At 75.1% G+C, this 16679-nt stretch carries 14 protein-coding genes and 5 tRNA genes; 12 read left to right on the top strand and 7 right to left on the bottom strand.

Annotated elements, in window-relative coordinates; genetic code table 11:
- Window positions 1–108: 108 nt before the first annotated feature.
- From AB0424_RS09930 to AB0424_RS09910, 5 genes are all read left to right on the top strand, one after another.
- Window positions 109–744, top strand: a complete 636-nt coding sequence (locus AB0424_RS09930) for a GNAT family N-acetyltransferase (protein ID WP_366303670.1) — start codon at window positions 109–111, stop codon at window positions 742–744.
- 73 nt (window positions 745–817) lie between these two features.
- Entirely contained in the window at window positions 818–2083 is a 1266-nt protein-coding gene (gene cbiE, locus AB0424_RS09925; RefSeq protein ID WP_366303668.1) for a precorrin-6y C5,15-methyltransferase (decarboxylating) subunit CbiE, read from the top strand.
- A 304-nt stretch (window positions 2084–2387) separates the two neighbouring features.
- The gene (gene cobT / locus AB0424_RS09920; protein ID WP_366303666.1) at window positions 2388–5936 is read left to right on the top strand and encodes a nicotinate-nucleotide--dimethylbenzimidazole phosphoribosyltransferase; all 3549 of its coding nucleotides are present in this window, start codon (window positions 2388–2390) and stop codon (window positions 5934–5936) included.
- A 202-nt stretch (window positions 5937–6138) separates the two neighbouring features.
- Window positions 6139–7371 carry a uroporphyrinogen-III C-methyltransferase gene (gene cobA / locus AB0424_RS09915; RefSeq protein ID WP_366303664.1) on the top strand — a complete coding sequence of 411 codons (1233 nt, stop codon included), beginning with the start codon at window positions 6139–6141 and terminating at the stop codon, window positions 7369–7371.
- Window positions 7372–7453: 82 nt separating this feature from the next.
- Window positions 7454–8272: an RNA methyltransferase gene (locus AB0424_RS09910; RefSeq protein WP_366303662.1), complete on the top strand. Its 819-nt coding sequence runs from the start codon at window positions 7454–7456 to the stop codon at window positions 8270–8272.
- Between the two features lie 58 nt (window positions 8273–8330).
- Here the strand turns inward: AB0424_RS09910 and AB0424_RS09905 are convergent, their stop codons facing one another.
- Window positions 8331–9539 (bottom strand): protein kinase, encoded by a 1209-nt coding sequence (locus AB0424_RS09905; RefSeq protein ID WP_366303660.1) that lies wholly within the window; start codon window positions 9537–9539, stop codon window positions 8331–8333.
- 493 nt (window positions 9540–10032) lie between these two features.
- Between AB0424_RS09905 and AB0424_RS09900 the strand changes: the two genes are divergently transcribed.
- The 3 genes from AB0424_RS09900 (at window position 10033) to AB0424_RS09890 (ending at window position 11843) form a co-directional block, all read left to right on the top strand.
- Window positions 10033–10200, top strand: coding sequence for a hypothetical protein (locus AB0424_RS09900; protein ID WP_362564892.1), 168 nt, complete (start codon window positions 10033–10035; stop codon window positions 10198–10200).
- Window positions 10201–10489: 289 nt separating this feature from the next.
- Window positions 10490–11509 (top strand): aminoglycoside phosphotransferase family protein, encoded by a 1020-nt coding sequence (locus AB0424_RS09895; RefSeq protein ID WP_366304146.1) that lies wholly within the window; start codon window positions 10490–10492, stop codon window positions 11507–11509.
- A 46-nt stretch (window positions 11510–11555) separates the two neighbouring features.
- Complete coding sequence (locus AB0424_RS09890) at window positions 11556–11843, top strand: zf-TFIIB domain-containing protein (protein WP_366303658.1); 288 nt, start codon at window positions 11556–11558, stop codon at window positions 11841–11843.
- 101 nt (window positions 11844–11944) lie between these two features.
- On the opposite strand, the gene AB0424_RS09885 is transcribed toward AB0424_RS09890, so the two are convergent.
- From AB0424_RS09885 to AB0424_RS09865, 5 genes are all read right to left on the bottom strand, one after another.
- Window positions 11945–12019, bottom strand: a tRNA-Val gene (locus tag AB0424_RS09885).
- A 29-nt stretch (window positions 12020–12048) separates the two neighbouring features.
- Window positions 12049–12120: transfer RNA gene (locus tag AB0424_RS09880), tRNA-Val, on the bottom strand.
- Between the two features lie 34 nt (window positions 12121–12154).
- Window positions 12155–12226: transfer RNA gene (locus AB0424_RS09875), tRNA-Val, on the bottom strand.
- A 1-nt stretch (window position 12227) separates the two neighbouring features.
- Window positions 12228–12301: transfer RNA gene (locus tag AB0424_RS09870), tRNA-Cys, on the bottom strand.
- A gap of 39 nt (window positions 12302–12340) precedes the next feature.
- Window positions 12341–12413, bottom strand: a tRNA-Gly gene (locus tag AB0424_RS09865).
- 255 nt (window positions 12414–12668) lie between these two features.
- Between AB0424_RS09865 and AB0424_RS09860 the strand changes: the two genes are divergently transcribed.
- The 3 genes from AB0424_RS09860 to AB0424_RS09850 all read left to right on the top strand — a co-directional run bounded on the left by AB0424_RS09860 (window position 12669) and on the right by AB0424_RS09850 (window position 15489).
- A complete protein-coding gene (locus AB0424_RS09860) occupies window positions 12669–13736 on the top strand; it encodes a chorismate-binding protein (RefSeq protein ID WP_366303656.1) in 1068 nt (355 codons plus the stop codon).
- On the top strand, window positions 13733–14563 hold the full coding sequence (locus AB0424_RS09855; RefSeq protein ID WP_366303654.1) for an aminodeoxychorismate lyase: 831 nt from the start codon (window positions 13733–13735) through the stop codon (window positions 14561–14563). Before AB0424_RS09860 ends, AB0424_RS09855 begins: the two co-directional genes overlap by 4 nt.
- A gap of 86 nt (window positions 14564–14649) precedes the next feature.
- A complete protein-coding gene (locus AB0424_RS09850; RefSeq protein ID WP_366303652.1) occupies window positions 14650–15489 on the top strand; it encodes a GNAT family N-acetyltransferase in 840 nt (279 codons plus the stop codon).
- Window positions 15490–15498: 9 nt separating this feature from the next.
- On the opposite strand, the gene AB0424_RS09845 is transcribed toward AB0424_RS09850, so the two are convergent.
- Window positions 15499–16014, bottom strand: coding sequence for a DsbA family protein (locus AB0424_RS09845; protein WP_366303650.1), 516 nt, complete (start codon window positions 16012–16014; stop codon window positions 15499–15501).
- A 148-nt stretch (window positions 16015–16162) separates the two neighbouring features.
- On the opposite strand from AB0424_RS09845, the gene AB0424_RS09840 reads away from it, so the two are divergent.
- A complete protein-coding gene (locus AB0424_RS09840; protein WP_366303648.1) occupies window positions 16163–16579 on the top strand; it encodes a hypothetical protein in 417 nt (138 codons plus the stop codon).
- Window positions 16580–16679: the final 100 nt, after the last annotated feature.

The raw sequence follows: 16679 nt of genomic DNA, 5'->3' as shown, positions 1-16679 counted from the left end.
TCGCCGTACCCCCACCCGACACCCGACCCGGCCATGCGCACAGGCGGTCGCATGCTGCATGCTGTGCGTTCACGGTCGATTCGGACGGTTCACGGCATGGAGCTGCGCATGACTACCACCTTTCCGGACATCTCCATCAACACGGACCGGTTGGTGCTGCGCGCGCTCGAGGAGGCGGACGCCCCCGCCCTCGCCGAGATGATGAACGACGAACTCGTCGGCGCCTGGACCGCGGTGCCCCAGCCCTACACCGAGGCGGCCGCCCGCACCTGGATCACCGAGTACGCGCCCGCCGAACGCGCCGCGGGCCGGGGCATCGACCTCGCCGTCACGGAGTTCCTCACCCAGCGCCTGGTCGGCATCGTCCAGCTGGCCAGGACCGACTGGCGGGTCCGCTCCACCGAACTCTCCTACATCGTCGCCCCCTGGGCCCGCGGCGAGGGATACGCCTCCGAGGCCGCGCTCGCCACCGCCCGGTGGCTCTTCGGCGACCAGAGGTTCGAACGGATCGAGCTGCGCACCGCCGCCGACAACACCGCCTCGCAGCAGGTCGCCCAGAAGATCGGCTGCATCAGCGAGGGCGTCCTGCGCAACGCCTGCATAGCCCGCACCCGCACCGAGGACGGCGAGTGGACCGACCTGCGCACCGACTTCATCGTCTGGGGCCTCCTCCCCGAGGACCTCGACGACGTCGCCGACCACATGGCCGAGGCCGGGTACTCCTCGTACACCGACTGGAGCTGAGCCCCGCGGACGCTCACCGGGGTACCCTCGGAACGCCCCCGACCTGCGACAACACCACAGGAGACAGACGACCATGGCCGACCGCGTCACGGTGATCGGCTGGGACGGCTCGCCCCTCACGGAGGCGGCCCGGTCCGCTCTCTCCGCCGCCACCCTGGTGGCCGGCGCGGCCCACCACCTGGCGCTGCCCGAGGTCCCGCCCGACGCCGAGCGCATCCGCCTCGGCAGCGTCGACCTCGCCGCCCGCCGCATCGCCGGCCACCGCGGCACCGCCGTCGTCCTCGCCGACGGGGACCCCGGCTTCTTCGGCGTCGTCCGCACCCTGCGCGCGCCCGAACACGGCCTGGAGATCGAGGTCGTGCCCGCCGTCTCCGCGGTCGCCGCCGCCTTCGCGCGGGCCGGCATGCCCTGGGAGGACGCCCGTGTCGTCGTCGCCCACCAGCGCACCCTGCGCCGCGCCGTCAACGTCTGCCGCGCCCACCCCAAGGTCGCCGTCCTCACCTCGCCCGGTGCCGGGCCGGCCGAACTGGCCCTCCTCCTCGACGGGGTCCACCGCACCTTCGTCGTCTGCGAGGAGCTGGGCACCGACCGCGAGCAGGTCTCCGTCCTCACCTCCGACAAGGCCGCCGACCACGTCTGGCGCGACCCCAACGTCGTCCTCGTCATCGGCGGCGGCAGCACCGGCGCCGTCACCCCCGGCGGCACCTGGCTGACGGGCCAGGACCCGGCCGCCCTTCCCGTACGCGGCTGGGGGCTGCCCCCGGAGGAGTACGCCCCCGACGGCCACCGCCCCGGCGCCGTACCCTCCGCGCCGGCCGGCGCGCGGCCCACGGCCGGCGAGGATCCCGCGCTGCGTGCTGCCCAACTGGCCCGCCTCGGCCCCCGCGTCGGCGACCTCGTCTGGGACATCGGCTGCGCCGGAGGGGCCTTCGCCGTCGAGGCGGCCCGCTTCGGCGCCGCCGTCATCGCCGTGGACGCCGACCCCGCGGCCTGCGCCCGCACCGAGGCGACCGCCCGCCGTCACGGCGTCCCCCTCCAGGCCGTCCCGGGCCGCGCCCCGCACGTCCTGGAGAGCCTCCCCGAACCCGACGTCGTCCGGGTCGCGGGCGGCGGGGTCCCCGTCGTCCGGGCCTGCACCGACCGGCGTCCGGAACGGATCGTCGCCCACGCCTCCACCCGCGACGAGGCCGAGGCCATCGGCGCGGCCCTCGACGACGGCGGCTACGCCGTGGAGAGCCTCCTGCTCCAGACCGTCGGCCTCGATCCCGCCGACTGGTCGGAACGCGACCGTTCGGTCGTCTTCCTGCTGTCCGGACGCAGGATCGACCGAGCCCCGTGACCAGGCCGCCCCACCGGGGCAGGGTAGGCTGGCCGATTGTTGTACCGGACCCGGACGTTCGACGCTCTGTGTGTCAATGTCCTGAATTGGTGGCTCCTTTGTGTCGCTGATGTGGTACGGGACAAGGGGGGACCGCGCGACGTGGCGCAGTCCACAGCGCACCGTGGCGGATCTCCCTGCCACGATGGCCGAGGACCGCGACAATGAGTGGGTGTCCGCGCGTCCTTCGTGCCGCGCGGCGCGCGCGCTCGTTGTCAAAGACGGGCGCAGTCTTAGGAGCACAAGCGATGGGCGAGGGGTACGCATGACGGACACCGGCCAGGTCCCGGGCGAGGGACTGCCGGAGAACGCAGGCATGGTCGAGCAGCCGGGCATCCCCGCACCGGGCGCGTACACCTTCCTGGACCCCTCCGAGCACGCCACCGAGGACGACGACCTGCTTCTCATGCCCGGCGCGCAGGGCGCCTGGAGCGAGCACCCGCCGGGCGTCGTGCCCGCGCCGCCGGTCGCCGTTCCGGCCCCGCACACCGCCCCCGTGGTCCCCGGCCAGGCGACGCCCCACCAGGGCGTCCCGCAGCCCGCGGCCCCGATGGGCGACCCGCTCACCGATCCGCTGCCGGACCCGCTCACGGGTCCGCTCGCCGACTCGGTCGCGCTCGCCGACATGCTGACGGCCCCGCAGGGCCAGACCCCGGCGCAGGGCGTCCCGCTCGGCCACGCCGGCACCCCGGCGCACGGCGTCCCCGTGGCGCCCTACGAGCAGGCCGCCACCGACCACGGGTACGAGCCGGGCATCCTCGACACCGGCGCCCACGAGGCCGCGGGCCGCGACTCCGGCTCCGTCGACCTCGGCGGCGTCCGCATGCCGGCGCCCGGCGCGGCCCAGGTGCCGCCGCCCGCCCGCCGCCCGCTGCACATGGGCCCGCCGGTGCCCGACGCCACCGGCGGCGTCGTGCTCTCCCTGGCCGACCGCGGCCCGGCCGCCGCACCCGCCCCGGCCCCGCAGCCGGTCCCGGCGGTGGCCACCGAGCCCGCGCCGGTCCCCGTGCGGAACCCGGGACCGCCCACCACGGGCCCCGAGTACTTCGACGTCCCGCAGGAGCAGCAGCTCGCGCCGCAGGGCGCCGAGCCGTGGGCCGCGCAGCCGCAGGAGGCCGTGGCGCCCCCGGCCGCCTTCCCCGCAGAAACGGTCGTCCCGCCGACCGGCCAGTTCGTCCAGGTCGAGGGCTCCGTCCCGACCGCCCCGCACCTGGCCCCGGTCCCGTCGCCCGAGGCCGCCGCAGTACCCCCGGCCGAGACCGTCGCCGAGGCGCCGGTCGCTTCGCCCGAAGCCGTGCACGCGGCGCAGGGCACCGACGTCGTGGCCCCCGAGGCCGTCGTGGCGGGCGTGCCCGGCACCCCGGACGAGACCCCGGCGGAGACCGCTCCCGAGGCAGAGGCAGAGGCAGAGGCCGAGCCTTCGGCCGTCGTCGCCGACGACGCCCAGGCGGTCACCGTGCCCGCGCCGCGCGAGGCCGAGCCCGCCGCGGAGCCCGTCGCCCCCGCGCCGGCCGAGGCCGTCGAGCCCGCGCCCGCCGTGGCCGCCGCCGCGCCCGAGCCCGCCCCCGTCGACGTACCGGCCCAGCCGGCGGAGCCCGTCGCACCGGTCGCGGAGCCCGTCGCGCTCGTCGCCGAGCCGGTCGTCGCCCCCGTCGTCGTCGCCGAGGCCCCGGTGGAGCCTGCTCCCGAGGAGCCCCCCGTCGAGGCGGTCGCCGACGAGATCCCCGTGGTCGCCGAGGACGTGCCCGAGGCCGGGCCCGAGCAGGCCCCCCAGCCCGCGCCGGCCGAAGCCGCCGCCGAGGCCGTGGCCGCCGAGGCACCGGAGCCGACCGCTCCCGCCGCCCCGCCGGCCGAGGCCGTCGCGCCCGAGGCCGCTGCCGAGGCCGTCCAGGAGGCCGTCGAGCCGGTCGAGCACGTGGCCGCGCAGGCCGGGGCGACCGACGAGCCCGCCGACGCCGACGTCCAGGCCCCGGCCGTCGCCGAGACCCCCGAGGCCGCCCCGGCGGCCGACGCGGACGCAGCCGACGTCGCCCCCGAGGCCGACGCGGACCCCGCCGCCGACGGCGAGGAGCCTGCGCAGGGCGCCCCCGCCCCCGGCTACGACGACGCCGAGCGCGAGGCCGTCCTCCGCGTGATGCGCGAGCGCCGCGACATCCGCAACGGCTTCCGCTCCGACCCGATCCCGCACGAGGTGCTGCTCCGCGTCCTGGAGGCCGCCCACACGGCCCCCAGTGTCGGCCACTCGCAGCCCTGGGACTTCGTCGTCATCCGCTCCGCCGAGACCCGGCAGACGATGCACGAACTGGCCCAGCGCCAGCGCGAGGCGTACGCCAAGTCGCTGCCCAAGGCCCGGGCCAAGCAGTTCAAGGAACTGAAGATCGAGGCCATCCTCGACACCCCGGTCAACATCGTCGTGACCGCCGACCCCACCCGCGGCGGCCGCCACACCCTCGGCCGCTACACGCAGCCGCAGATGGCCCCGTACTCCTCGGCCCTCGCCGTCGAGAACCTCTGGCTCGCCGCCCGCGCCGAGGGCCTCGGCGTCGGCTGGGTCAGCTTCTTCGACGAGCGCGAGATGGTCCGCGCCCTCGGCCTCCCCGAGCACCTCGAAGTCGTCGCGTACCTCTGCGTCGGCTACGTCGACGAGTTCCCCGACGAGCCCGAGCTGGCCCAGGCGGGCTGGTCCAAGCGCCGCCCGCTGGCCTGGGTCGTCCACGAGGAGACGTACGGCCGCCGCGCCCTGCCCGGCGAGGAGCCGCACGACCTGCTCCAGGAGACCGTCGCCAACATCCGCCCGCTGGACGCCAAGGCGCTCGGCGAGGCGTGGGAGCGGCAGAAGCGGATGACCAAGCCGGCCGGCGCGCTCGGCATGCTGGAGATCATCTCGGCCCAGCTCTCCGGCCTCTCCCGGATGTGCCCGCCCCCGATCCCGGAACCCGCGGCCGTCGCGATCTTCGCCGGCGACCACGGCGTCCACGCCCAGGGCGTCACGCCCTGGCCGCAGGAGGTCACCGGCCAGATGGTGGCCAACTTCCTCGGCGGGGGAGCGGTCTGCAACGCCTTCGCCAACCAGGTCGGCGCCGAGGTCTGCGTCATCGACGTCGGCGTCGCCTCCGAGCTTCCGGCCACGCCCGGCCTGCTGCCGCGCAAGGTCCGCCCCGGGACCGGCGACTTCACCACCGGCCTCGCGATGACCCGCGAGGAGGTGCTGGCCGCGATCGAGGTCGGCATCGAGACCGCCCGCGACCTGGTCGCCGCCGGCAACAAGGCGATCCTCACCGGCGAGATGGGCATCGCGAACACCACCGCGTCCGCCGCGCTCATCTCGGTCTACACCGGCGTCGACGCCGCCGAGGTCACCGGCCGCGGCACCGGCATCAACGACGAGACGCACGCCCGCAAGGTCGACGTGGTGCGCCGCGCCCTCGAACTCCACCAGCCGGACCCGGCGGACCCGATCGGCGTCCTCTCGGCGGTCGGCGGCCTGGAGCACGCGGCCCTCGTCGGCCTGGTCCTGGGCGCCGCCTCGCTGCGCACCCCCGTCATCCTCGACGGCGTCTCCACCGGCGCTGCCGCCCTCGTGGCCCGGGCCATCGCGCCCGAGTCCCTGGCGGCCTGCATCGCCGGCCACCGCAGCGCCGAGCCCGGCCACGTGGCGGCCCTCAACAAGCTGGGCCTGCGCCCGCTGGTCGACCTGGACCTCCGCCTCGGCGAGGGCACGGGCGCGCTGCTCGCCCTCCCGCTCGTCCAGAGCGCGGCCCGCGCCATGCACGAGGTCGCCACGTTCGACTCGGCGGGCGTCACCGAGAAGTAGCACCGCCGCCCACGCGTCCCCCCGCCCGCCCCGGCGCGCGGGGGGACGCGCGGGTCGGGCAGCGGTCGCGCGGACCCCACCGGGACATCCGTCACACCCTGCCGACCCCAGGTCACAGATATCGTGAGGGGGCACACGCCGCTCCACCGCCGCAGCGGCCCCCTCGCCCGCACCGCCACGCTCTCCGAGGAGCCGCTCACCCATGGCCGAGAACGCCGAGCACCCCGCCTACCCCGTCGGACTGCGCCTCGCCGGCCGCCGCGTCGTCGTCCTCGGCGGCGGCCAGGTCGCCCAGCGCCGGCTCCCCGCCCTGATCGCCGCCGGCGCCGACATCACGCTGATCTCCCCGTCGGCCACCCCCTCCGTCGAGGCAATGGCCGAGGCCGGCGAGATCCGCTGGACGAAGCGGCGGTACGAGGACGGCGACCTCGCCGACGCCTGGTACGCGCTGGTCGCGACCACCGACCCGGCCTCGAACGCCGCCGCCTCCGCGGAGGCCGAGCGGACCCGCACCTGGTGCGTGCGCTCCGACGACGCCGAGGCGGCCACCGCCTGGACCCCGGCCACCGGCCGGGACGCGGGCGTCACCGTCGCCGTGCTCACCGGCCACGACCCCCGCCGCTCCGCCGCCGTGCGCGACGCGATCGTCGAGGGGCTGCGCGAGGGCTCCATCGCCGCGCCGGCGCACCGCGCCCGTACCCCCTTCGTCGCCCTGGTCGGCGGCGGCCCCGGCGACCCGGACCTCATCACCGTCCGGGGCCGGCGCCTCCTCGCCGAGGCCGACGTCGTCATCGCCGACCGGCTCGGCCCCCGCGACCTCCTCGACGAGCTGCCGCCGCACGTCGAGGTGATCGACGCGGCGAAGATCCCGTACGGCCGCTTCATGGCCCAGGAGGCCATCAACAACGCGCTCATCGAGCACGCCAAGGCCGGCCGGTCCGTCGTCCGCCTCAAGGGCGGCGACCCGTTCGTCTTCGGCCGCGGCATGGAGGAGGCCCAGGCGCTCGCCGCGGAGGGCATCGCCTGCACGGTGGTCCCCGGCATCTCCAGCTCGATCTCGGTCCCCGGCGCGGCCGGCATCCCGGTCACCCACCGCGGGGTCGCCCACGAGTTCACCGTGGTCAGCGGCCACGTCGCCCCCGACGACCCGCGCTCGCTCGTCGACTGGGCGTCCCTCGCCAAGCTCACCGGCACCCTGGTGATCCTCATGGGCGTCGACAAGATCGGGAAGATCGCCGAGGCGCTCGTCGCCCACGGCAAGAGCCCCGAGACGCCGCTCGCCCTGATCCAGGAGGGCACCACAGCGGCCCAGCGCCGGGTCGACGCCACGCTCGCGACGGTCGCGGAGACCGTCAAGGCGCAGGAGGTCCGCCCGCCGGCCGTCATCGTCGTCGGCGAGGTCGTCGCCGAGGGCCCGGGCAAACTCGTGAAGTGACCGGGGACCACCCGCACGACGCGACCGACAACCGCACCCCGCGCACATTGGCACCACACCCCGGACAAGGCAGTATCACCTCGTGGCCGAACTCATCACGATCGACGACCCCGACGACCCCCGCCTGCGCGACTACACCGGCCTGACCGACGTCGAGCTCCGCCGCAGACGCGAGCCGGCCGAGGGCCTGTTCATCGCGGAGGGCGAGAAGGTCATCCGCCGCGCCCGGCAGGCGGGGTACGAGATGCGGTCGATGCTGCTCTCCGCCAAGTGGGTCGACGCCATGCGGGACGTCATCGACGAGGTCCCGGCACCGGTCTACGCGATCCAGCCGGACCTCGCCGAACGCGTCACCGGCTACCACGTGCACCGCGGCGCGCTCGCCTCCATGCAGCGCAAGCCGCTCCCGGACGCCGCCGAACTGCTGGTCGGCGCCCGGCGCGTGGTCATCATGGAGTCGGTCAACGACCACACCAACATCGGCGCCATCTTCCGCAGCGCCGCCGCCCTCGGCATGGACGCGGTCCTGCTCTCCCCGGACTGTGCCGACCCGCTCTACCGGCGCTCGGTCAAGGTCTCCATGGGCGCGGTCTTCTCCGTCCCGTACGCCCGTCTCGACACCTGGCCCCGCGGGCTGGAGACCGTCCGGGAAGCGGGCTTCAAGCTCCTCGCGCTCACCCCCGCGGAGAAGGCGACCTCCATCGACGAGGCCGCCCCGCACAAGCTGGAGCGGGTGGCGCTGATGCTGGGTGCCGAGGGAGACGGCCTCTCCACCCAGGCCCTGCGCGCCGCCGACGAATGGGTCCGCATCCCCATGGCCCACGGCGTCGACTCCCTCAACGTGGGCGCGGCCGCGGCCGTCGCCTTCTACGCCGTCGCCACCGGCCGCCCGGAGTCCTGACCCCCACCTCCCGCCCCGGTCTCCGGACCGGGCCCGGCAGGGGCCGTGAGAGAAGTCCCTAGCCCTGCAGGGCCTGCGCGGCGGCGATCCCCAGGGCCACGACCAGCGTCACGACCACGAAGACGAAGAGGCGCTGCCGCAGCAGCCGGGGGTTGGCGGGGCGGCGGCCTGTCGACGTCGAACGGGCGCCGGGCCGGGTTCCGGTCCGCTGCTGGGGGCGCGAGCCACCGGTCCGCGGGCCCCCGGAGGGCCGGGACGACGGACCCGGTCCGCGCCCGGCCGCCCGGTCGCGGTCCGTGCCCCGGTCGGCGGCGCGCTCACGGTCGGTGCCGCGCTCGGGATCGCGGCCGCGGGTGTCCCGCTCGGTGTACCGCTCCGTCGGCCGGGCCTGGTGACGCTCCTCGGTCCGCTCCCGCTGCACGGGCGGCCGCGAGACCGGCAGCCCCTGCGCCTCGCGCGCCGCGATCTCCTTGAGCCGCATCGACAGCTGGAGCGTGCTCGGCCGGTCCTCCGGGTCCTTGGCCAGACAGGCCCGGACCAGCGGCGCCAGCGCGTCGGGCACCCCGGTCAGCTGCGGCTCCTCGTGGACCACCCGGTAGAGCATCACCTCGGAACTGCCGTGCCCGAAGGGCGAGTCCGCCATGGCCGCGTACGCCAGGGTGGCGCCGAGCGAGAAGACGTCGGTGGCCGGGGTCACGGCCGCGCCGCGCACCTGCTCGGGCGCGAGGAAGCCGGGCGAGCCCACGGCCGTGCCCACGTGGGTCAGGGTGCTCGCCCCGGTGGCCCAGGCGATGCCGAAGTCGATGATGCGGGGGCCCTTGGGGGAGAGCAGGATGTTCGACGGCTTCAGGTCCCGGTGCACCACCCCGGCCTCGTGGACGGCGACCAGGCCCTCCGAGAGGGCCGCCCCGATCGAGGCCACGTCGGCGGCGCGCAGCGCGCCCTCCTCGGCGACCCGGTCGTGGAGCGAGGGGCCGGGCACGTACTGGGTGGCGAACCAGGGGCGCTCGGCCTCCAGGTCGGCGGCGACGAGCCGGGCCGTGCACCCGCCGCGGATCCGACGGGCCGCCGAGACCTCACGGGCGAACCGGGACCGGAACTCCTGGTCCTCGGCCAGATCGGGCCGGATCACCTTCAGCGCCACGCGCTGGCCGCGCCGGTCGGACCCCAGGTACACGACGCCCATCCCGCCGGCCCCCAGCCTGCGGTGGAGCCGGAACGACCCGACGATCCGCGGATCCTCGCGCCGGAGCCGCATCATCGCCATGTCCGTCCCCTCGTCCGTTCGACGTGGCACAGCTTACGTAGTGGCGCCCGTACGTGCTCATAGGCCGCGCCCTCGGCCGTGATCGATTGTCAGTGCTGACGGGCGGGGCCCGACCCCGCACGGACCGTCGGCACATGCCAACCCCCTTTGTCCGGACATCACTTGACGGACCGTTGCGAACGCCGCAGGTCGGCCCGCGCGCCCGGCCGCCGGGTCCGCCGGCCCCGATCCGAGACCGGGGGCCCGGGAAGTGAGCGAAGTCACGTCCCTGAGCCCCTCCCCTCGGGGAAGACCCCGGCTCCGGCGGCCCCGTCTCCACCCAGGGGAGTACGCCGCACGGGCGGGCGTCATCCTCCGGGAGGCCCGCAAGTCGGTACGCGGGCATGACGTCCCGGCACGCCCCGCTCCCTAGTCTTGAGGTCAAGCGGCGGGTGCAGCACTCGTCCCCCGAGGTCACGCACCCGCCGCGCCGGAACATGACAGGAGAGGACCCATGGCCTTCACGGCACCGCGGACGAGCACCCGGCCTTCGGGCCAGCGCCACCCCCTCGTGGCCACCGCCATGGTCCTCCCTCTCGCGGCCCTTCTCGTCGTCGTCTTCGGCGGCTGGGACGCGGTGGTCACACAGGCGTCGTCCGTGGGCGTGATGCTGGGGCGCTGAGCGGCGCCCCGGACCCGGGAGAGCGGCCCGGGTCGGGACATCCGGCCATCAACCCCGTGGGGACGGGGGTGCGGCGGACGGCAGCGTGGGGCCGGTCAGCTGGGGAGCTGACCGGCCCTCGCGCTTTCCCGCCCCGGCGCCCCGCCCGCAGGGGCCGTTCTCGCGCGATGGGCCGCCCTCCCGCCGACGCCCCGCGCCGGCCGGTGCGACGCACGTCCGTGCCCCCGCCGTGCGACCGGCGGGGGGGGAGTGGCCGTCCCCCTCCACCCCGTACGCTCCCCGCGTGGACATCCCCGCCCGGCCCCGGCCCGCCCCGACCCCGATCCCGCTCGCGCGGACCGGTCCGGGAGCCCTGCTCGACCGACTCGCCGCCGTCGCGCGCGACGCGGTCCACGGCCCCGACGGGCGCTGCGACTGCCCGAGCGACGTCGTCGGGGTGCTCGCCGACCGGGAGGACGGGACGGTGGTGCGGCACGGCGGGCTCGTCGCCAAGGCGCACGCCCCGGGGACGGATCCGGAGGAGCACGGCGCACGGCTCGCGCTCGCCGCGAGGGCCGAGGTCGCCGGCGTCCTCGTGCCGCCGCTGCCGCTTCCCGACTCCGGCCCCGGCGTACCGGGCGGACGCCCGGTCAGTCTCTGGGCGTACGGTCCGCCCGTGGACCCGGCGGACCCGGACGCCGCTCCGTGGGAGGAGGCGGCCGGGCTCCTGGCCCTGCTCCACCGGACGCCGCCCCCGGCAACGGCCGGGCGGCTGCCGGAGATGCGGGCCCCCGTGAAGGTGGAGCTGGCGGTGGAGCGGATGAACCGGGCGGCGGCGGGCCACCCCGCGACGGCCACCGTCCTCGCCGCATGGCGGACGCTTCCCGCCCGCGACCCGGCGGCAACCGGGCACCGGGCGCTCTGTCACGGCGACTTCCACCTGGGCCAACTCGTCCGCGGGGTCGGTGCTCCGCAGGGGCGGTCGGCCGGTCCGTGGCGGCTGATCGACGTCGACGACCTGGGTCTGGGCGACCCGGCGTGGGACCTGGCGCGTCCCGCCGCGTGGTTCGCCGCGGGCATCCTGCCACCGGAGGTGTGGTCGCGGTTCCTCGGCGCCTATCTGGAGGCGGGCGGTCCCGCGGTGGGTGCGGACCCCTGGGTGCGACTCGACGCCCCGGCCCGGGCCCTGACGGTCCAGACGGCGGCGCTGGCCGTGGCCAAGTCCACCGCCGAAGGCCGGCCGCTGGACGAGGTGGAGGTCGTGATGATCGACACCTGTGCGCGTATCGCCGGAGATCGAACCGTTTCGGCCGCTTCGGCGTCCACGTAGGGTGAAGGCACCATTCGAACGGCAACGTCAGGGAGTTGAGCCGAGCATGCAGTGTCCCAAGTGTCATGCGGCCATGCACACGTACAACCGCAACGGCGTCCAGATCGAGCAGTGCAGCGGCTGCCGCGGCATATTCCTGGACTTCGGCGAGCTGGAGGCCCTGACGCGCCTGGAGTCCCAGTGGGCCCAGCAGGCCCCGCCCGCCCCGCCGGCCGCCTACCCGGCGCAGCCCGCCCCCGCCGCCCCCGCGTGGGGCGCCCCGCACCACGGCGGGCACCACGGCGGCGGTCACTACCGCCAGCGCGGCTTCGGGCGGATGCTCTTCTCCTCCTGACCTCCGGCCGGCCGGCGCCCGTGGGTGCCGGCCGCTCGCAGCTGCCGTCGGCGCACACGAAGAAGCCCCCGACCGCGAGACGCGGCCGGGGGCTTCTTCGATGGTGCGCGATACTGGGATTGAACCAGTGACCTCTTCCGTGTCAGGGAAGCGCTCTCCCGCTGAGCTAATCGCGCGGGACGCACCCGAAGGTGCGGGAACTGTGTGCGCGATACTGGGATTGAACCAGTGACCTCTTCCGTGTCAGGGAAGCGCTCTCCCGCTGAGCTAATCGCGCGGGGGATCCGAAGACCCAGGACCCGAAGGTCCAGTGGACGATACTGGGATTGAACCAGTGACCTCTTCCGTGTCAGGGAAGCGCTCTCCCGCTGAGCTAATCGTCCTTGGAGGTGGAGACGGGATTTGAACCCGTGTAGACGGCTTTGCAGGCCGTTGCCTCGCCTCTCGGCCACTCCACCAGGAGTGAATACGGGGGTTCGGGAAGATCCCCCACATCGAGCGGACGACGAGATTCGAACTCGCGACCCTCACCTTGGCAAGGTGATGCTCTACCAACTGAGCCACGTCCGCTTGTCGGTTCCGTTCCGCTTGCGCGTCCCGGCGACGTGTTGAACTCTAGCGGATTCCTGGGCCAGTACAAAAACGCGTTTCCGCAGCGTGCTGACCTGCGAGCCCTTCGCGGCGGTCGGCCGTCCCGTCCGGAGGGTTCGCGTGGCGTTCACTCGCCGTGTCCCGGAGGTGGCGCGGAGCCGTCGCCCCGGGGCTCCCGTGCGCCCCTCGGCACACGACCCCGTGCCCCCGCGCCGCCGGACCTAGACTCGATGCGTGCACGACCTTGCTCCTCTGGCCCGCTTCGGCGGCCTCGTCGCGACCGATCTCCGGGACGTCACCCACGACCCCGAGGCCCTGGACTCCGCCGGCTTCTGGGCCGTCTGCGCGGACTTCGAGGGGCGCCTCACCTGCGCCCGCTTCGGAGACGTGCGGCCCGACCCGGTGCCCGCCCCCGTCCCGGGCGCCTGGCGCGGACCCGCCGCCGGTGACTGGACGTCCTCGCTCGACCGCGCCGCGTACGTCGCCGGCGTCCGGCGCGTGCGCGAGCACATCGCGCGCGGCGAGGTCTACCAGGCGAACCTCTGCCGGGTGATGACCGCGCCGCTGCCGGACCCCGCCACCGCCGACGTGGACGCCCTCACCGCACTCCTGGCCCGCGGCAACCCCGCCCCCTACGCCGGGACGATCCGCCTGCCCGCGCACGGTGTGGAGATCGCGACCGCGTCCCCCGAGCTCTACCTCCGCAGGGAGGGGGCGCTGATCTCCTCGGGCCCCATCAAGGGCACCGGCCGCACCGAGGCGGACCTGCTCCCGAAGGACCACGCGGAGAACGTGATGATCGTCGACCTGGTCCGCAACGACCTGGGACGCGTCAGCGAGACCGGCTCCGTCGCCGTCCCCGCCCTCTGCGCCGTCGAGGAGCACCCCGGCCTGGTCCACCTCGTCTCCACCGTCACCGGCGTCCTGCGCGAGGACGCGGGCTGGCCCGAGCTGCTGGACGCGACCTTCCCGCCCGGATCCGTCACCGGGGCGCCCAAGTCCAGCGCCCTGCGGATCATCGAGGCCCTGGAGGCCGCGCCCCGGGGCCCGTACTGCGGAGGCGTCGGCTGGGTCGACGCCGACGCGGGGACGGCGGAGCTGGCGGTCGGCATCCGCACCTTCTGGATCGACCGTCCCGCGGGCGTGCTCCGCTTCGGCACCGGCGCCGGCATCACCTGGGGGTCCGACCCGGAGCGCGAGTGGGAGGAGACCGAGCTGAAGGCGACCCGGCTGGTCGCGATAGCGTCGGGCGCCTACGAGTCAGGCGCCCATGCGGCGAGCGGAAAGGCCATCTCTCGATGAAACTCTGGGTCAACGGCGGGCTGCACGACGCGGAGACCGCCCGGGTCTCCGTCCTGGACCACGGACTGACCGTCGGCGACGGGATCTTCGAGACGGTCAAGGCCGAGCGCGGAGAAACGTTTGCTCTCACGCTCCACCTGGAGCGCCTCACCCGTTCCGCCCGCGGCCTCGGCCTGCCCGACCCGGACCTCGACGAGGTCCGCCGCGCCTGCGCCGCCGTCCTGGAGGCCAACCCGATGGAGCTCGGCCGGCTCCGCATCACCTACACCGGCGGGCTCTCGCCGCTCGGCTCGGAGCGCGGCGACGCCGGCGCGAGCCTCGTCGTCGCCCTCGGCGAGACCGGCCGCCGCCCCGACTCCACCGCGGTGATCACCGTGCCCTGGACGCGCAACGAGCGCGGCGCGCTGACCGGACTCAAGACCACCTCGTACGCCGAGAACGTCGTCGCCCTCGCCCGGGCGCGCGAGCAGGGGGCCTCCGAGGCCCTCTTCGCGAACACGGTGGGGCAGCTCTGCGAGGGCACCGGCTCCAACGTCTTCGTCGTCGTCGACGGCCGGATCCTCACCCCGCCGGTCTCCTCCGGCTGCCTCGCGGGCATCACCCGCGCCCTCGCCGTGGAGTGGACCGGGGCGGAGGAGGCGGACCTTCCGCTGGAGGTGCTGGAGAGCGCCGACGAGATCTTCCTGACCTCCACCCTGCGCGACGTCCAGGCCGTCCACCGGGTCGACGCCCGCGAGCTGGCGCCCGCGCCCGGCCCGGTCACCGCCAAGGCGATGCGCGCCTTCGACGAGCGCGCGTCCCGCGACCGCGACCCGCGCGGGGCGTAGGGAGGCGCCCACCGTCCGGCGCGGATCGCGGGGCAGCCGGGCAAATCCGGATGACGGACGGCCCCGGGGTGGGTAGAACTCCTCTGATGACCACCACCCTGCGGCCGGCCGAGCCGCTTCAGCAGACGCCCGACGGCGGCCGTTCCCGTACCTACGACGTGTGCGTGAACAGCCGCCGCGTCGGCGCGGTCCGCCTCTCCACCGACCTCCGCTTCGGGGCCGCCTCCGGCGTGATCGACGAGCTGCGCGTCGACGAACCGGACCGGCGCCGCGGCCGGGGCACGGTCGCGGCGCTCGCCTCCGAGGAGGTGCTGCGCGGCTGGGGCTGCGCCGAGGTGCAGATATCGGTGCCCGCGGACGCCGAGGCGGCGCTGCGGATGGGCCGCGCGCTCGGCTACACCGAGCGCAGCCGGAACATGGTCAAGGAGCTGTCCGCCGAGCCGCCGGCGCTGCCGGAGGGCATCGAGGTCCGGCCGATGACGGAGGGCGAGTACGGCCGGTGGGAGGCGCGGGCCAAGGCGGGCTTCGCCCAGAGCTGGATCGACCGGGGCGTCCCCGAGGAGCAGGCCAGGACCAAGGCCGAGGACAGCCACCGCCGGTACCTCCCGGAGGGGCTGGCCACGCCGGGCGTCGCGATCCACGTCGTCGTCCGCGAGGGGCGGCCCGCCGGCTTCCTGTGGACCGGCCGGATCGAGCTCGAACCGGGCCGGTGGGCCGCCTTCGTGTACGACATCGAGGTCGAGGAGGACCAGCGCGGCCGGGGTCTCGGCCGGGCGCTCATGCTGCTCGCCGAGCGGGTCGCGAGCGAGGCCGGGGAGACCCGGATCGGACTGCACGTCTTCGCGGGCAACACCCCGGCGATCCGGCTCTACGAGTCGCTGGGCTACCGCACGACCCTCGTCAACAGCGCCAAGGAGCTGCGGTAGCGCCGGGGGTCAGCCCGCGAGGAGGCGGTCGGCGATCTCCGCGATCCGCTCCCGCAGGCCCTCCTGGCTCTTGCCGCCGTCCAGGCGCTCGCCGCCGATCACATAGGTCGGGGTGCCGGTGACCTTGATCGCCTTGCCCTCCGCCTCGTCCGCGTCGACGGTCAGCAGATGCCTGCCGTCGATCAGGGCGGTGTCGAACTCCTCGGCGTCCAGCCCGATTTCGGCGGCCACCTCCAGCAGGACCGGCTCGCCGCGGTCGCCGAGCTCGGCGGTCCTGGCGAGCAGCGCCTCCGCGTAGGGCCAGCCCTTGCCCTGCTCGACGGCCTCCTCCGCGGCCTGCGCGGCGGCGTACGCCTGCTTGTGCTTCTCCAGCGGGAAGTGGCGCAGCTGTACGTCGAGCCGGTCGCCGAACCGCTCGCGGAGCGCGCGGACGTCGTCGAGGGCCGTGAAGCAGTCGGGGCACTGGAGGTCGAACCACGCCTCCAGGACGACGGGGGAGGCGGGTGCGGTGGTGGAGTCACTCATGACAGCAGTCTCCCTCACCGGGACCTGGGGAGGAGATCCGGCCGGGACGACCCGGAGATCTCCCTGAGAGGGGCCGCGGGGCGTGGCCCCGGACGGTCCCCCCGGTGCAGGATGGAAGGGACGTATCACCCGGGACCTGGAGGACCGCATGCTCGCCGAGACCATCTGCTCCGCGGTGTCCGCGGCGGGCCTGGGCATCGCCGCCGTCGCGGCCTACCGGAAGCGTTTCCTGTCCGCGGCGCGGATCGCGGCCTACGCGCTGGTGCCGCTCGGGCTGGTGATGACGGGCGCCGTCGAGTGGATCGCGGACACCGCGTTCAGCCCGGTGGCGTGGGCCGGCTTCGGCGTGCTCGGTGCCGCGTGGCTGCTCTTCCTGTCCACCCGGGCCGTGGAGCGCCGACGCGCCGGCCGCGCGCAGACCACCGGGGGAGTCGAGCCGAGGGCCGTCGCCCCGTCCTCCTCGTCGCCCTCGCGCGGGGTGACCGCGGCGCCGCCGCGGTCAGCCCAGGCGCCGACGGACGACTTCAGCGACATCGAGGCGATTCTGAAGAAGCACGGAATCTGATCACTTCTGGCGATTCCCGTTCCCGTGATCCACGGGAAGGGGTGAACACCCTTTGCCATGGGGCGTGTTGCGGGATTCTCGGGGTGCGCGGTGCGCCATC

Origin of the sequence: Streptomyces sp. NPDC051180 (assembly GCF_040689545.1) — a bacterium.
Taxonomy (GTDB): domain Bacteria; phylum Actinomycetota; class Actinomycetes; order Streptomycetales; family Streptomycetaceae; genus Streptomyces.
Note: the sequence above shows the minus strand (reverse complement) of the source record. Positions and strands in the feature narration are given on the sequence as shown.

Coding starts and splice junctions, on each gene's coding strand:
- AB0424_RS09930 (WP_366303670.1), top strand. CDS start 109: ATGACTACCACCTTTCCGGACATCTCCATCAACACGGACCGGTTGGTG.
- cbiE (WP_366303668.1), top strand. CDS start 818: ATGGCCGACCGCGTCACGGTGATCGGCTGGGACGGCTCGCCCCTCACG.
- cobT (WP_366303666.1), top strand. CDS start 2,388: ATGACGGACACCGGCCAGGTCCCGGGCGAGGGACTGCCGGAGAACGCA.
- cobA (WP_366303664.1), top strand. CDS start 6,139: ATGGCCGAGAACGCCGAGCACCCCGCCTACCCCGTCGGACTGCGCCTC.
- AB0424_RS09905 (WP_366303660.1), bottom strand. CDS start 9,539: ATGGCGATGATGCGGCTCCGGCGCGAGGATCCGCGGATCGTCGGGTCG.
- AB0424_RS09900 (WP_362564892.1), top strand. CDS start 10,033: ATGGCCTTCACGGCACCGCGGACGAGCACCCGGCCTTCGGGCCAGCGC.
- AB0424_RS09890 (WP_366303658.1), top strand. CDS start 11,556: ATGCAGTGTCCCAAGTGTCATGCGGCCATGCACACGTACAACCGCAAC.
- AB0424_RS09855 (WP_366303654.1), top strand. CDS start 13,733: ATGAAACTCTGGGTCAACGGCGGGCTGCACGACGCGGAGACCGCCCGG.
- AB0424_RS09850 (WP_366303652.1), top strand. CDS start 14,650: ATGACCACCACCCTGCGGCCGGCCGAGCCGCTTCAGCAGACGCCCGAC.
- AB0424_RS09845 (WP_366303650.1), bottom strand. CDS start 16,014: ATGAGTGACTCCACCACCGCACCCGCCTCCCCCGTCGTCCTGGAGGCG.
- AB0424_RS09840 (WP_366303648.1), top strand. CDS start 16,163: ATGCTCGCCGAGACCATCTGCTCCGCGGTGTCCGCGGCGGGCCTGGGC.